The organism is Arthrobacter sp. 10T413_2 (assembly GCF_056394205.1).
Genome location: NZ_JBFTHK010000107.1, coordinates 1 through 14,229, shown reverse-complemented (window position 1 = coordinate 14,229; position 14,229 = coordinate 1). Strand labels below are relative to the sequence as shown.

The window sequence follows — 14,229 nt, the reverse complement described above, 5'->3', positions numbered from 1 at the left end:
GTGCCGGACAGATCCGGCACCGCCCCTTCTGTGTCCGAAACCGGGTGAAGGCYAGKGTCAGGCGCCGCKCCGCCAGTCGCTGGGGGATTCGCCGAAGGCATCACGGAAGGTACGGCTGAAGTGGGCGGCATCCAGGAAGCCCCAGCGCGCGGCCACGGCCCCCACCGGCATACCGGCCAGGAGCGGATCCCGCAGTTCGCGGCGCGCCCCTTCCAGCCGCTGGGTCCGGATCCAGCTCGCCACGGTGGTCCCGGATTCATGGAAGACATTGTGCAGGTGCCGCGTGGAGATGAAATGGGCCGCCGCGATGGATGCGGGCGAGAGCATGGGATCGGCCAGATTGGCGTCGATGTACTCGCGGACGGAGGCCGCCATGAGGGCCTGGGGCCGCATCCGGTCCGGGGACATGTCCAGTTCCGAGTGCAGCATCGTGGAGACGAGATCGAGGGCGTTCGTGGCAAGGCGGGAGCCGCTCGGGCCGCTCAGCGCATCCAGGTTCTCCGCGAGGTGCGAGATGAACGGCCCGACGATCGCGGCGAGGCCGCCGTCCGCCGCCATCCGCACGGCCGAAAGCTGAGCGATGCAGTCCGCCGGCAGGGAAAGCGCGTCCCAGGGGAACATCACCACCATGAGCCGCGCGTCCCCCTCGAAGGCAAGCGTGTAGGGCCGGCTGGTGTCGTAGATGGAGAGGTCGCCGGGGCGCAGGAGGGCTTCGCGGTTGTCCTGGATGAGGAGCCCGGTGCCCTGCAGCTGGAGATTGAGCTTGAAGTAGCGCTGGTTGGACTGGGCAATCAGCGCCGGAGTGCGGTGGACCTCGTGGCTCGTGGAGGAGACTTCGACGACCGCCACGCGGTCCAGTCTGCGGGCCCGCATGCGGCCGCGGAAGTTGTCCGGATCCCTGCTCGAGGCGCCCAAGGGAACGAAGGACTCCGCGATKAGGTGCCTCCAGTGCTCGAAGGAAGCTGCCGTGCTGGTGTGGACGTCCTGTCCGGCGGGGCTGGACGAAGGGCGGGCTGCAACTGCGGTCATCGAAGATCCTGACGCCGTCGTATTTGGGGGACTGTGTCATAGGACACACTCTCTTCAGGCTAGCGCCGCAGCCCGTCGATGTCATCTTTTTTCGACAGCTGGCGAAAAAAATGCTCGAGGGCGCCTAGCAGGCCAGCAGCGTCAGGAATCCCTCGAGCTGCTCGTTCAGCCCGAGTTCCACCTGGCCTTCCGGGGCGAGTGCCGCCGCGATCTGCGCGCCGAGGAGGAGGTTGAGCAGCTGGCCGGCCAGGGCGGCGTCGTGGACGGCGGTGGTGACGGCCCCGGCCTGCCGGGCCTCGGCCAGGTACTGTCGCATGGCCGCAAGCCACTGCTCCATCGAATCMCGGTGGATCCGGGCCTTGTCGGGGTCGTTGATGGCCTTCTGCCAGAACGGGATGACAATCCGGGCCTCATTGATCCGCTCCTCATCCAGCGGCAGCACCTCAACGCAAAATGCCCGCAGGGCCGCGAGCCCKGCCTGCCCGGCCGTGACTTCCGCGATGCGCTCGTTGGTGCGGTTGAAGACGTGCCCGAACGCGAAGGTCAGKAGGTCATCCTTGGTGGGAAAGTACGGCTTGAGGGCGCCGTTCGCAAAGCCGGCCTCGAGGGCAATTTCCCGCATGGTGGCACTTTCGATACCGAGCCGGGCGATAATCCGCCATGTGGCGTCGACGAGTTCGAGCCGCCGCTGGTCGTGGTCGACAATCTTTGGCACCGGACAGCTCCCCAATTATTTTGCGTCGGACTCTTGTGGCACAGCTTACATTTCCGTATTCTCTACAAGTATAGAAAATAAAGTTCTGACCCGCCAGGGTCCCCGATCGAAGGCCGTCATGATGACCGCACAAACTGACACCCGCACTCCGTATGGCCCGTACAGTCTGGCCGCGGACGCCGAAATCACTGCAGTCCAAGGCATCCTGCGGGCGGCGGGCCTGCTGGGCGAGACCAAGCGCATCGCGTACCTGGGCCTGGTGGACCCCGCCAGGAACGCGCCGGAGGGAAGCGAGGACCGCCGGTTCCGGGTCTTCCTCCACGACGTCTCGGGAGGGCGCCCGGCCGACGTGACGGTCTCGGTGTCCGGCGGTGCGGTGGTTTCTGTCGTGGAGCTGGACACGGCCGAGACCGGCGAGCTCCCCGTCCTGGAGGAGGAGTTCGAGGTGGTCGAACAGCTCCTGGCCGGGGACGAGCGGTGGCTCAAGGCGCTGGCCAGCCGCGGCCTGGACGTCAGCAAGGTCCGCGTCGCACCGCTGTCTGCCGGTGTGTTCGAGTACCCGGAGGAAAGAGGACGCCGGATCMTCCGGGGCCTGGCCTTCGTTCAGGATTTCCCGGAAGACAGCGCCTGGGCGCACCCCGTGGACGGTCTCGTGGCGTACGTCGACGTCGTCAGCAAGGAAGTCACGCAGGTGCTGGATACCGGCGTCGTTCCGGTTCCCGCCGAACACGGCAACTACACGGATCCTGAGCTGACCGGGCCGCTGCGGACCACGCAGAAGCCCATCAACATCACCCAGCCGGAGGGGCCCAGCTTCACCGTCACCGGCGGGAATCACATCGACTGGGAAAAGTGGAGCGTCGACGTCGGCTTCGATGTCCGCGAAGGCGTGGTKCTCCACAATCTTGCGTTCCAGGACGGCGACCGGCTGCGTCCCGTCATCAACCGGGCGTCGATCGCCGAAATGGTGGTCCCGTACGGGGACCCGTCGCCGATCCGGTCCTGGCAGAACTACTTCGATACCGGCGAATACCTCGTGGGCCAGTACGCGAACTCCCTGGAGCTTGGTTGCGACTGCCTCGGCGAGATCACGTACCTCAGCCCCGTCATCAGTGACGCCTTCGGCAACCCCCGCGAGATCCGCAACGGCATCTGCATGCACGAAGAAGACTGGGGGATCCTGGCCAAGCACAGTGACCTCTGGACGGGCATCAACTACACCCGCCGCAACCGCCGCCTGGTGATCTCCTTCTTCACCACCATTGGTAACTACGACTACGGCTTCTACTGGTACCTCTACCTCGACGGCACCATTGAGTTCGAGGCCAAGGCCACCGGCGTCGTCTTCACCTCCGCCTACCCGGAGGGCGGATCGGCCAACATCTCCCAGCTCGCTCCGGGCCTGGGCGCCCCGTACCACCAGCACCTGTTCAGCGCCCGCCTGGATATGGCGATCGACGGCCTCACCAACCGGGTTGAGGAAGAAGACGTGGTCCGGCAGGCGATGGGCGAAGGCAACGAACGCGGCAACGCCTTCTCCCGGAAGCGCACCGTGATCGCCCGTGAATCCGAGGGCGCCCGCGAGGCCGACGCCCGCAGCGGCCGGACCTGGGTCATCTCCAACCCGGAATCGCGCAACCGCCTCGGCGAGCCCGTGGCCTACAAGCTCCATGCCGAAGCGCAGCCCACGCTGCTGGCGGACCCGGAGTCTTCCATCGCCCGGCGCGCTGCCTTTGCCACGAARGACCTCTGGGTGACCCGGTTCGCCGAAGGCGAGATGTACCCCACGGGCGACTTCGTGAACCAGCACGCCGGCGGAGCCGGTCTGCCGGCCTACGTGGCACAGGACCGGGACCTGGACGGCCAGGACATCGTTCTCTGGCATACCTTCGGCCTCACCCACTTCCCGCGGCCCGAGGACTGGCCGATCATGCCCGTGGACACGGCCGGCTTCAAGCTGCGTCCCGAGGGCTTCTTTGACCGCAGCCCCGTCCTGGATGTGCCCGCCAACGCCCAGCAGTCCTCCGGTTGCCATGGCGACGCCGGCGGCCACTGCCACAGCTAGTCCGACGCCGTGAGTGTCGCCCTCAGATGGGCCCGCCGGTCCGGCATCGTGCTCCATCCCCGGATCTGCGCCGCCGTGACGGCGGGGTCGTGCCTCGCGCACCTGTGGCTTGTCGCCGGGAACCAGCACGGGACCTTGCTGAACGTGCTCATGCTCGCCATGGTGGCGGTGTGCCTGCCGTGCGCCGTGCACATCTGGCGCCACGGACGGGTCAGCTCCCTGCGCCAGGTCATGGCCTCGGCACTGGTGATGACCGGGGTACACGCGGTTCTGCTCCTCGGCGTCGGATCCGGCGCCGGGGGCCACAGCCATCATGGCGCCGCGGCCGCAGCCTCCGGTGCGGCGCCGTCCGGTGCCGGTGCGCTGCTGGCGGTCATCGTGCTGGAAATGACGACGGCGCTGCTCGCCGCGACGCTCTTGGCCCGGCTCCGGACCCGGCCCCGCGGCTGAAGTCCGGGGACCCGGCCGGGGCGCGGGTCAACCGTGTCAGTCGTTGAAGAGCCCCGCCAGGTCCTCGGCGGTCAGGGCGCCGCCGGTGAGCGCATCGCCTTCCATGACGTCGGCGAAGAGCTGGGATTTCTTCGCCTTGAGCGCCATGACCTTCTCCTCGATCGTGTCCTTGGCGACCAGCCGGTAGACCATGACGTTCCGGGCCTGGCCGATCCGGTGGGTCCGGTCCACGGCCTGGGCCTCCGACGCCGGGTTCCACCACGGGTCCAGCAGGAACACGTAGTCGGCCTCGGTCAGGTTCAGGCCGAACCCGCCGGCCTTGAGGCTGATGAGGAACACCGGTGCGGCGCCGTTCTTGAACTCGTTCACGACGTCGGAGCGGTTGCGCGTGCTGCCGTCGAGGTAGCAGAACTCGATGTTCTCCTCGACCAGGCGCTCCCGGACTTTGCCCAGGAAACCGGTGAACTGGCTGAAGATCAGGGCCCGGTGGCCTTCGGCCACGAGGTCCGCGAGCTGCTCGAACAGGACATCGAGCTTGCTGGCCCGTACGCCGGAGAGCGAGGGGTCGATCAGCGACGGGTCCAGGCTGAGCTGCCGGAGCAGGGTCAGCGACTGGAAGATGGTGAAGCGGTTCTTGTTGACGTCGTCAATCAGGCCCAGGATCTTTTGGCGTTCCCGCTGCAGGTGCATCTGGTAGACCTTCTGGTGCCGCGGATTCAGYACGACTTCCAGGATCTGCTCCTGCTTGGGCGGCAGGTCCCGGATGACCTGTTCCTTGGTGCGCCGCATCATGAGCGGCCGGACCCGGCGCCGGAGCTTGTCCAGCTGTGCCTTGTCKGCGTTCTTTTCCACCGGCTTCTGGTAATACTCGGCGAACCGTTTGGGGCTGGAAAAGAGCCCKGGCGCCACGATCGAGGTCAGTGCCMAGAACTCCATCAGGTTGTTCTCCAGCGGGGTGCCGGTGATGGCGAGTTTGAAGGCGGCCGGCAGCTTGCGGGCGCACTGGTAGGCCTTGGACTGGTGGTTCTTGACGAACTGGGCCTCATCCAGAACCAGCCCGGCCCAGGTCCGGGACGCATAGGCCTCGTAGTCGATCCGGAACAGGGCATAGGAGGTGATGATGATGTCTGCGCCGGCCATCGCCTCGGCCGGGTCCGCACCGTTCTTGGCGAAAGTTTCGCCGATGGCACGCACCGTCAGTCCCGKCGCGAACCGCGCCGTCTCAGCCTCCCAGTTGCCCACCACGCTGGTGGGGGCGACGACGAGGAAGGGTGCGGTCCCGGCGTCGGACTGGGCTTCATCTCCTGTGGCCGCATCCTTCGCGGCGCAGATCAATGCCAGGGCCTGGACCGTCTTGCCCAGGCCCATGTCGTCAGCCAGCACGCCGCCGAGCCCGTGGCGGTACAGGAAGCTCAGCCAGTTGAAGCCTTCCAGCTGATACGGGCGCAGCTCGGCGTTCAGCGTCGCGGGTAGCGGCAGCCCCTTGATGTCGCCTTCCAGCAGGCCGCCAACGGATTCGCGCCAGGCGGCCGCCTGTTCGTCGACGATGCCGAGGTGCGCGAGCTCGTCCCACAGTCCGGCCTGGAAGCGGCTGATCTGCAGGGGCGCGTCTTTGTCGCCCGGGTTGTCCTGCAGCGAGCGGGCCTCATCGATCAGTGCCCGCAGCTGGTGCAGCTCCGGCAGGTCCAGGGAGAAGTACGCCCCGCTGGGCAGCAGCATGCGGGTCTGCCCGGCCGCGAGGGCGGAAAACAGCGCCGCGAAGGACACCGGCTGGCCTTCCAGGGTGATGACGATGCCCAGATCGAACCAGTCGCGGCTGTCCGTAGCCTTCGTGGAGATCGCGACCACGGGCGCTTCCTCGGCTTCGCGGTAGTCCGCGATTTCGCCGGAGGTGTCCACCGCGACATCGGGGAGGTCGCGGAGCCGGGGGAGCACGTCCTCGGTGAAGGCGAGCGTGTCCAGCCCGGACAGTTCCGCCGTGGCCGCCAGGCGCGGCGTGCCCCAGCCTCCGGTCGCGGATTCGCCCAGGGCCGGGACCACGTCCCAGGGTTGCCCGACGGCTTCCAGGATTCGGGCTTCGGCGGGGTCGTCCCGGTAKCCGTGGTCGCCCGGATGCCGCCACAACGGCTGCGCCGTGACGAGGTTCCCGGACTTGTAATGCCATTCCCAGTGCAGCCGGACCCGGTGGTCGGCACCGTAGTTGGCCAGCAAGGACAGGCTGGGGACGGCAAGCGCGGGCAGTTCCACGGACTCGTCCGAGGCCGTTACCCGGGCGGTCTGCTTGAGTTTGGGGTAGAAACCGGTCAGGAAGCGGCTTTCGTCCCKGGCAGGGATGTGCAGGGTGGTCCCGCCCGTGACGAAGGTCAGCAGTTCCTCGCTGAGCCCGCTTTCCAGCGGGGCGAGCGTGATGATGGGGTCGGTCGGCGCGACGCCGGGCAGGGCGCCGCCGTCGGACGTCAGGAAGATTCCGTGCGCCGGGCGGCYGATGGTCCCCACTGACGCCGGATCCACCACTTCGCCTTCCACCGTGATGGTCGGCGCGAGTTCCAGGCCGCCGTCGTCCCCGCCGGCGCCGAACCGCGCCAGGTTGAGCCCGACGGCGGCCGGCTCCTGAACGAACCGCACCGGCTCCGTGCCGCGGCTGTGCACCAGGGCGAGGCCGATCTTCTGGGCCTGGGACAGCAGGCTCCACAGGTTCTTGCCGGCGTAGGTGTTGAGCCCCAGCCACAGTCCGGTGCCCGCATGCTGGCGGTTCGCCACTGCGGTGTGCGAGGCGAGGAACTCCTGCATCCACTCCACATGCGCCTCGTTGCATTCACGCCGGTAGTTCAGGTAGCTCAGCGTGCTCCAGGAGACGTMGCCGCGGATCCACTTGMCCTTGGCCCCCATGATCACGGGCCGTGCCTTGAGCTGGCGGACGCTGCGGAGCGGATCGCGGCGGCCGGTGTAGGAAAAATGCGGGGCGGGTTCCTCGACGTCGAACTGGAGCGCCAGGGGCGTGCCGTTGGCGGACGGGGTGATGCCCGGGCTGGCGATCAGCGGACTGAGCGCCTGCTCCCAGTCGGCCAGCTCCGGCGGCGCGCTCTGGCGGGACAGCCGCGTGGACTCCGCCGGGGCCAGCAGCTGGATCCGGATGGCCGGGTTGTCTTCGGCTGAGAACAGCAGGGCAGCCACGTGTTTGCAATCCTTGCGCACCGGGCAGCTGCAGACGCCCACCGTGCAGCTCCAGCCGCCGGTCTTCCGAACGAGCTTGGCCGTCGTTGAGTAGGGAACGTCGGAGCCGCCCCGCACCTTGCCCAGGAGCAGCCCGGTGGCGGCATCGAAGGACATTCCGGAAACGCGGCTCCCCATGGCGTAAGCAAGCCCGGCCGCAAGGGAGCGGTCGTTGATCGCGGGAGTCTGAATTGCCAGTGCCGCACTCTCGTCCGGATGGGATGGCATGTGCGCGCTACTTTCGGCAGGAGGTCATCTGATCCATCTTAGCGAGCCTTTAAGGTCCCCGGAACGTCGCCGGCCGCCGGGGGAACATCCCCCAAACTTCGCCTGACGTTCAACTGGGGCATGGCTGCCGGCAGGGACGACGGACCTACCGTGGAGGGGTCCGGAGTATCAGCAGTTCCAGCAGTAAGGATTTCGCATGACCAACGGTGAGCCCACCACCCAGTCCGCCCACAGCTACCCGACCGTGCTGACGACGGAAAGCCTCAGGGGTGGCAACGAGGACGTCGTCGACGCCAACGTCAACGTGGTCAACGCCATGTTCGAGGAGTTGCTGCATGTGGACGAGATCTCCCCGACCGCGCTGCGCAGCTACTACGTGGACTTCTACCTGACGCAGGCGCAGGCTGGCGGCTTCGCGCAGTACGTGTTCACCGCGCCGGAACGCGAGGAAATCGATCCCTATGTCCGGGAAGGGCTGGCGGGCATGGGCGCGGCCGCGCATCTGGACCTCTTCAACCGCACGGTGGCGGCTTTCGGCGCCCTGACCGACACCGACGTCGACACCTACCTCGACGGCGGCAGCAGCTGGGTCGCCGGAGGCGACACGGAGGCCGACGACCCGGAGGATGACGTCTCCGACGCCGTGCGGCGCATTGAAGACCTGGACGGGGAATTCGATTCGGTCCTCGCAGCGGAGGACATCGTGGCACTGAACGCCGCGTGGCTGCGCGACCAGCCGGACCTGCTGGTCCTTGCCGACGACGACCTCGATGCCCACATCGCCGGCAGGGTGGCCCGCATCCCCGACCTCGCAGAGCGCCAGGCCGCCGCCGCGGCCGAAGCCCTTCTGGACGCGCCGGAGTTCGAACAGATTATCCGGGAGCTGTGCGACATCGCCGGGCACAGCCTGGAACGGATCACCATGGGCGATCCCAACTATGAGCACAACGGGGAGACCACCCTGGCCTGGCACTTCACCACCGAACAGGGCGAATTCCTCATGCTCGAAGACGACGACGAGGCGTTCATGCTGAACCCGCGGACCAACGAGATCCTCGCGGCCGTGGAGTTCGAGGAGGCCGACGCCTAAAGGGCTTTCTCTTCGGTCTCGGTGGCGGCGCCATTGCGCGCTGCCGCCGAGACTGCCACTGCCGGCGACCCCTCACTGCGGCCCGGAGGCCTYCCCGCGGGCCTTTTAGTAGCCGCCCGCCGCGGCCTTGATCATCTCACCGGACGGTGTCACGAGGTACCAGACCCCGCCGACGCCCTGGCCCAGGATGTCTCCGGCGGCCTGGTCCTTCCCGAAGTAGTAGAGGGGCATCCCGTTGATGGTCATCTGCTTCTTCCCGTCAGGGGTGGCGATGGTTCCGACCGTGCCGGTGACGCCRTCAACGGCGGGGGCAGCCGACGTCGTCGTGACAGCGGGCCACGAGGCCGCACAGTCGCCGGTGCAGGCGCTGGTAGTGCCGCCCTTCATGTCCTTGGTGAAGACGTAGACGCTCATGCCCTTGGCGTCCACCACGATCTGACCTGCCGTGGACGCGGCTGTCTTGAGCTCCGCCGCGGTCATGGGCGTCGAACTCGCCGCCGCGCTGCCGGACGACTCCATGGGAGTGGACGCGGCCGCCGAGGAGGKGGCCGGCGCTGCCGACGTCGGCGCCGTCGAGGTCGCGCCGCCACAGCCGGACAATAGCGCGGCAAGGGCGAACGCGGACAAGCCTAGGCTGAGGTGCTTCTTCATTGCTGCTCCTTGACTCGAGCCAGCCCGACTCGCCAGGCCGGCGCTACTTGCTAAGACGTATGGGGCATGCGGAATGGTTCATTTGGGGCTGTCGTGGACACGTCCCTGTTCATGTCAGCGCAGACGCGGGGCACACTGAACTATTGGGCGCGCCCGTACGTCTTACAGGGGGCAGAGCACAATTCCCGGGAGGTGGGGCATGCCGCTGGACGAGGACGTCGTGGCCGCCATCTACCGCGACCACGGTGCGGCCTTGAAGCGGTTCGTCCTCAGCGCTTCCCGGGACCCGCAGCTCGCCGACGACGTCGTCCAGGAGACAGTGCTGCGGGTCTGGCAACAGGCGCCGCAGATCACCGGCAGCCTGCGCAGCTACCTGTTCCGGACGGCCCGGAACATCATGATCGACAACTATCGCAAGGCCCAGCGGCGCCCGCAGGAAACCGGCGACCGCGAAGTTCCGGACCCCACCGACGGCGCAGGCGCCGCCGGACGCATCGACGATCTACTCAACAAGGTCCTGATGGAGGAGGCGCTCCTGCGGCTCAGCGCGGAGCACCGCGACGTCCTGGTGGCGCTTCACTACCGCCGCTGCACGGTCCAGGAGGCATCCGCCCAATTGAAGATCCCCAGCGGGACGGTGAAGTCCCGGRCGTTCTACGCCGTGCGGGCCCTGCGGACAATTCTCGACGAGATGGGTGTGCAGCGGTGAACGACGGCGGGCTGCACGAGCTCCTCGGCGCGTATCTGCTCGGCGGGCTGGAACCGGCCGAGGCCGCCGCCTTCGAACAGCACCTGGCCGTCTGTGCGGACTGCCGGCAGGAACTGGACGAACTCGCCAGCCTCCCCGCGCTGCTCGACGCGGTCCCGGTGCCCGACGCCGTCGCACTCACGGCGGCGGCTGCGGACGCACGGGACCGGGCGCTTGTTCGGCCGGAACCCGTGCCGGTCCCGCGCAGGCTGCTCGACGAGCTCGGCCGCCGGCGCCGGACGGTGCGGCGCCGGTGGGTGGCGGCCGTGGGCGGCGCCGCCGCCGCATGCCTGGCGCTGGGGATCCTGGCCGGTCCGCTGCTGAACCAKCCGGCCAAACCTGACGCTAGCTACTCTGTGACGGCCAGCAGCGGGCTGGAGGTCACGGTGGGACTCGTCAAGAAGACCTGGGGCACCGAACTGGCGGTGGACGCCCGCAGCCTGCCCGTCGACGGAACCCTCTCGCTGTGGGTGAAGGACCGCGACGGCGGCGAAGACCGCGCCTGCGCATGGACGGCCACGCCCACCGGAAAGGTCCGGATCACCGGGGCGACGCCGGTGCAATTGGCCAAGATCGCCAGCGTCGAGATGCGCAATGAGCAGCAGCAGACTGTGGCCGTCATCGCCGTGCCGCAGGGTTAGCCGAGACCGTTCCGGCAAGGGCCCGGGCAGGTCACGCCCGGGCCCTACATCTTCGCGAGCTTGGCGCGCACCGCCATGTAGATGCCGTAGCAGATCAGGCCGACCCCGACGKCGGCCAGCAGATACACGCCGAACGGCTGCTCGCGCAGGGCCTTGAGGCTGCCGTCGAGCCCGGTGGACTCTTCCGGGTGGGCTTTCACGGTGGCGATGATGATGAGCAGGCCCACCAGCAGCAGGGCGAAGCCCTTGKCGGCGTAGCCCACGACGCCGATGACCGTCACCGCGGTGCGCGCCTGCTTCTGGGACGGCATGCGCAGGTACTTGATGAAGGATTTCCGGAAGCCGCGGATCGCGTAGACGATCCCCGTGACGGCCACGGCGGCGCCGATGACAATCAGGAGTGCGACGCCGCCGGGCGCCTTCATCAGGTTGATGGTCAGGTCGCTGGTTGACTGGCGGTGGTCGGCGTGTGCGCCGGTGGCGACCGAGGCCAGGGTGAGGGCGAACCCGGTGTACACCACGGCCTGCAGGCCGGCTTTGAGCTTCTTGCCGACCTTCTTCTTGGTGGGCAGGTGCTCGAAGTCGAAAATGGCGTCGCTGGCCTGCCAGATGGCCAGTGCCACGCAGGCGGCAAACGAGGTCCAGAGCAGCAACGGCCCGGCCGGCTGCCCGGCCAGTTCTTCCACKGCGCCGCTGACGTCGGCCTGGCCCTGGCCGCCCATGGCGAGCCGGATTGCGACCAGCCCGATGAGGAAGTGCAGCAGTCCCGACACGGCGAACCCGGCCCGAGCCACTACTTCGAGCGGCTTGGAATTGGTGACTTCCTCGGCGACGTCCGCGGCGTCCTTCATTTCTTCTTTGATGATCGTTCCTTAGTACTAACTGGCGAGCCCCGTTCCGGAACGCTGGCGGCCCCGATAACCGAACTTCTTCCGTAATCGTGCCACGCGCAGGCGTTCAGGAACAGATTCTCGCGAGCAGGTTCTGCCTAGCGGCGGCGGTAGCTGAGATCGAAGATCAGGCGCCCGGCTTCGTGGGCCTTGTTCTCGAAGCTGGTGAGGATCCGACCCTCAAACCGAGGCGCCCAGCCGCCGGTCCCGTCGACGCCTTCGTTGGGTCCGGTATGTTCGGTGCTGACCGGCGCCCGGCCCTCCTTGACGGGCGCTCCGCCCACCCGGGATTCGACGCCGGATTCCCATACCTGGGTCAGGGGGCTTTCCGCGCCGGCGCGCTCACCCTCGTGCAGGTTCTCGAACTCCGCGGAGCCCGCCATGACCTCGCGGACGTGGACGGCGTAGTTGGACCAGTCGGTCGCGATCCGGAAGATGCCGCCGGGCCTGATGGCCCGGGCCGCGAGGTCGGCGAAGGCCGGCTGGATGAGGCGGCGCTTGTGGTGCCGGGACTTGTGCCACGGATCCGGAAAGAACACCCACAGTTCCGTGACGGAACCGGCCGGCAGCATGGTGGCGAGCACCTCGGGGGCGTTCGCCTCCACCACCCGGACATTGCTCAGCTTGCGGCCGTTGATMTTGATCAGGGTGTTCGCCAGGCCGGGGGTGTAGACCTCCACGGCCAGGAAGTCCTTGTCCGGGTTTTCCTCGGCGGCGTGGCAGACGGCGTCGCCCAGCCCGGAACCGATCTCCACAATAAGCGGAGCCTTGCGGCCGAATTCGGCTTCGGCATCGAAGACGTAGTCCGGGTGCACCGAGGTGTTGGCGACGTGGCGCGGGACCTCCACCGCCCAGCGGTCCGCGTGCTCCTCCCAGGCGGCTTGCCGGCGTCCCTGCAAGCGTGTGCCGCGGCGAACGAAGCTGACCGGACGGCCCCCGTACGTGCCGAACGAGGCCTGGCTGCCCGGGGTCACGGGGCGGGGCAACTGTGTCTCGTCCGGGGCGCCGGGCTCCGACGTTTCGGGGGATTCTGGGGATTCACTCATCCCTTCCAGAATAGTGGAGACCCGGCGACCGAAGTGATCGGCAGGATTGGGCGGACAGTGACGACGGTGACACGGCAGCCGGCGAAGGGCCTGCCAGAATGGGGTCCGTGACTGTACCGAAAAGCTCCCAGGACCCCACTGTCAGCGGCATCGGGATCGACGACCGCCCTGGCCTGCTGGTGGACGCCGAGATCGACGACGTTCCCGCGGCGGAACCCACCCGGGTCGGCAGCCGCCGCAGCCTGGCCTACCTGGGCGTGTGCCTGGTCCTGATCGGGCTGAACCTCCGCACGGTGTTTTCGAGTTTCTCCGCGGTCCTGCCCGAGGTGACAGCGGACGCCGGGCTGCCAAGCTGGGCCGTCGTCGTCCTCACCACGGTGCCGGTGACCCTGCTTGGGGTCTTCGCCCCGCTCGCCCCTGTCCTGGCTCGCCGCTTCGGCGCCGAGCGTGTGCTGCTCGGTGCCATGGCGGTGCTCACTGGAGGGCTGCTGCTGCGGCCGGTGGAGCTGCCGGGAGCCGGTCACCTGCCAGCCCTGTTCGCCGGAACCGCCGCGTGCGGCGCCGCGATTTCGCTCTGCAACGTGCTGCTGCCCGGCGTCGTCAAGCGCGACTTCCCGCACCGCCTGGGCCTCATGGGAGGCCTCTACACCACGGCGATCTGCGCCTCGGCTGCCCTGGGTGCAGGCTTCACCTTCCCCGTTTTCCGGGCAACCGGGCAGTGGACAGCCGCGCTTTGGTTCTGGGCGCTGCCCGCCGGCGTCGTTCTTCTCCTGTTCCTGCCGCTGGCCATCCKGCAGCGGCACGCCCGGCACCAGACTTCACACGGCGGCGTAAATGTGTGGCGCTCGGCGGTCGCGTGGCAGGTGACCCTCTTCATGGTCCTGCAGGCCATGATGTCCTTCAGCGTTTTCGCCTGGCTGGCCCCGATCCTGCGCGAACGGGGTGTGGACGGCGGCACCGCCGGCCTGATCGTCGCGGCCTCGATTGTGCTGCAGATGCTGGGCTCCCTGTTCGCGCCGGCGCTGGCCACACGCTTCCGGGACCAGCGCGCCATCAACACGGTGGTGGCCCTCATGACCGGGGGAGGGTTCGCGCTGAGCATCTTCGGTCCCACCGAATTCCTCTGGCTGTGGACCGGCCTGCTCGGCCTCGGCCAGGGTAGCCTGACCGCCGCCGCACTGACCCTGATCATGGTCCGCACCCGCGACGGGCACACCGCGTCCCACCTCTCCGGCATGATGCAGGGCGTGGGCTACGGGCTTGGCTCCAGCGGCACCCTCCTGGTCGGCCAGCTCCACCAGGCCACCGGATCCTTTGCCGCGGCGGGCGTGMTGTTCCTGCTGGTGKGCTCGCTGGCCGCCGTGTTCGGGTACCGGGCCGGGCGGGACCGTTTCGTCGGCGGCTGACCCCTTCAACACGATGCGCTGGCAGTTATGGCTGTTCTGAGCCCGCCAGAAGAGCCA

12 protein-coding genes are annotated in these 14,229 nt (G+C 68.0%); 6 read left to right on the top strand and 6 right to left on the bottom strand.

Annotated elements, in window-relative coordinates; genetic code table 11:
• Nucleotides 1-57: 57 nt before the first annotated feature.
• Both AC1DBQ_RS15790 and AC1DBQ_RS15785 read right to left on the bottom strand, forming a co-directional pair.
• Entirely contained in the window at nt 58-1,029 is a 972-nt protein-coding gene (locus AC1DBQ_RS15790; protein WP_476929408.1) for an AraC-like ligand-binding domain-containing protein, read from the bottom strand.
• A 124-nt stretch (nt 1,030-1,153) separates the two neighbouring features.
• Nucleotides 1,154-1,744 (bottom strand): TetR/AcrR family transcriptional regulator, encoded by a 591-nt coding sequence (locus AC1DBQ_RS15785; RefSeq protein WP_476929407.1) that lies wholly within the window; start codon nt 1,742-1,744, stop codon nt 1,154-1,156.
• A 118-nt stretch (nt 1,745-1,862) separates the two neighbouring features.
• Here AC1DBQ_RS15785 and AC1DBQ_RS15780 point away from each other — a divergent pair, with 118 nt between their 5' ends.
• Both AC1DBQ_RS15780 and AC1DBQ_RS15775 read left to right on the top strand, forming a co-directional pair.
• Nucleotides 1,863-3,809, top strand: a complete 1,947-nt coding sequence (locus AC1DBQ_RS15780; protein WP_476929406.1) for a primary-amine oxidase — start codon at nt 1,863-1,865, stop codon at nt 3,807-3,809.
• Nucleotides 3,810-3,818: 9 nt separating this feature from the next.
• Nucleotides 3,819-4,259 (top strand): hypothetical protein, encoded by a 441-nt coding sequence (locus AC1DBQ_RS15775; RefSeq protein ID WP_476929405.1) that lies wholly within the window; start codon nt 3,819-3,821, stop codon nt 4,257-4,259.
• Nucleotides 4,260-4,295: 36 nt separating this feature from the next.
• Here the strand turns inward: AC1DBQ_RS15775 and AC1DBQ_RS15770 are convergent, their stop codons facing one another.
• Nucleotides 4,296-7,700, bottom strand: a complete 3,405-nt coding sequence (locus tag AC1DBQ_RS15770; RefSeq protein ID WP_476929404.1) for a DEAD/DEAH box helicase — start codon at nt 7,698-7,700, stop codon at nt 4,296-4,298.
• Between the two features lie 196 nt (nt 7,701-7,896).
• Between AC1DBQ_RS15770 and AC1DBQ_RS15765 the strand changes: the two genes are divergently transcribed.
• Complete coding sequence (locus AC1DBQ_RS15765) at nt 7,897-8,790, top strand: DMP19 family protein (protein ID WP_476929403.1); 894 nt, start codon at nt 7,897-7,899, stop codon at nt 8,788-8,790.
• A gap of 105 nt (nt 8,791-8,895) precedes the next feature.
• Here AC1DBQ_RS15765 and AC1DBQ_RS15760 read toward each other — a convergent pair whose 3' ends face one another.
• On the bottom strand, nt 8,896-9,441 hold the full coding sequence (locus AC1DBQ_RS15760; RefSeq protein WP_476929402.1) for a COG4315 family predicted lipoprotein: 546 nt from the start codon (nt 9,439-9,441) through the stop codon (nt 8,896-8,898).
• 199 nt (nt 9,442-9,640) lie between these two features.
• Here AC1DBQ_RS15760 and AC1DBQ_RS15755 point away from each other — a divergent pair, with 199 nt between their 5' ends.
• Entirely contained in the window at nt 9,641-10,150 is a 510-nt protein-coding gene (locus AC1DBQ_RS15755; RefSeq protein ID WP_476929401.1) for a sigma-70 family RNA polymerase sigma factor, read from the top strand.
• Complete coding sequence (locus AC1DBQ_RS15750; RefSeq protein ID WP_476929400.1) at nt 10,147-10,830, top strand: anti-sigma factor family protein; 684 nt, start codon at nt 10,147-10,149, stop codon at nt 10,828-10,830. Before AC1DBQ_RS15755 ends, AC1DBQ_RS15750 begins: the two co-directional genes overlap by 4 nt.
• A gap of 44 nt (nt 10,831-10,874) precedes the next feature.
• Here AC1DBQ_RS15750 and AC1DBQ_RS15745 read toward each other — a convergent pair whose 3' ends face one another.
• Together AC1DBQ_RS15745 and trmB are read right to left on the bottom strand one after the other, a co-directional pair.
• Nucleotides 10,875-11,681 (bottom strand): DUF1206 domain-containing protein, encoded by an 807-nt coding sequence (locus AC1DBQ_RS15745; RefSeq protein WP_476929399.1) that lies wholly within the window; start codon nt 11,679-11,681, stop codon nt 10,875-10,877.
• Between the two features lie 137 nt (nt 11,682-11,818).
• Complete coding sequence (gene trmB / locus AC1DBQ_RS15740) at nt 11,819-12,766, bottom strand: tRNA (guanosine(46)-N7)-methyltransferase TrmB (protein ID WP_476929398.1); 948 nt, start codon at nt 12,764-12,766, stop codon at nt 11,819-11,821.
• A 98-nt stretch (nt 12,767-12,864) separates the two neighbouring features.
• On the opposite strand from trmB, the gene AC1DBQ_RS15735 reads away from it, so the two are divergent.
• Nucleotides 12,865-14,172, top strand: a complete 1,308-nt coding sequence (locus tag AC1DBQ_RS15735; RefSeq protein WP_476929397.1) for an MFS transporter — start codon at nt 12,865-12,867, stop codon at nt 14,170-14,172.
• Nucleotides 14,173-14,229: the final 57 nt, after the last annotated feature.

Excerpts from the sequence above, each read along its gene's own strand:
- AC1DBQ_RS15765 (WP_476929403.1), top strand. The coding sequence starts at position 7,897 with ATGACCAACGGTGAGCCCACCACCCAGTCCGCCCACAGCTACCCGACC.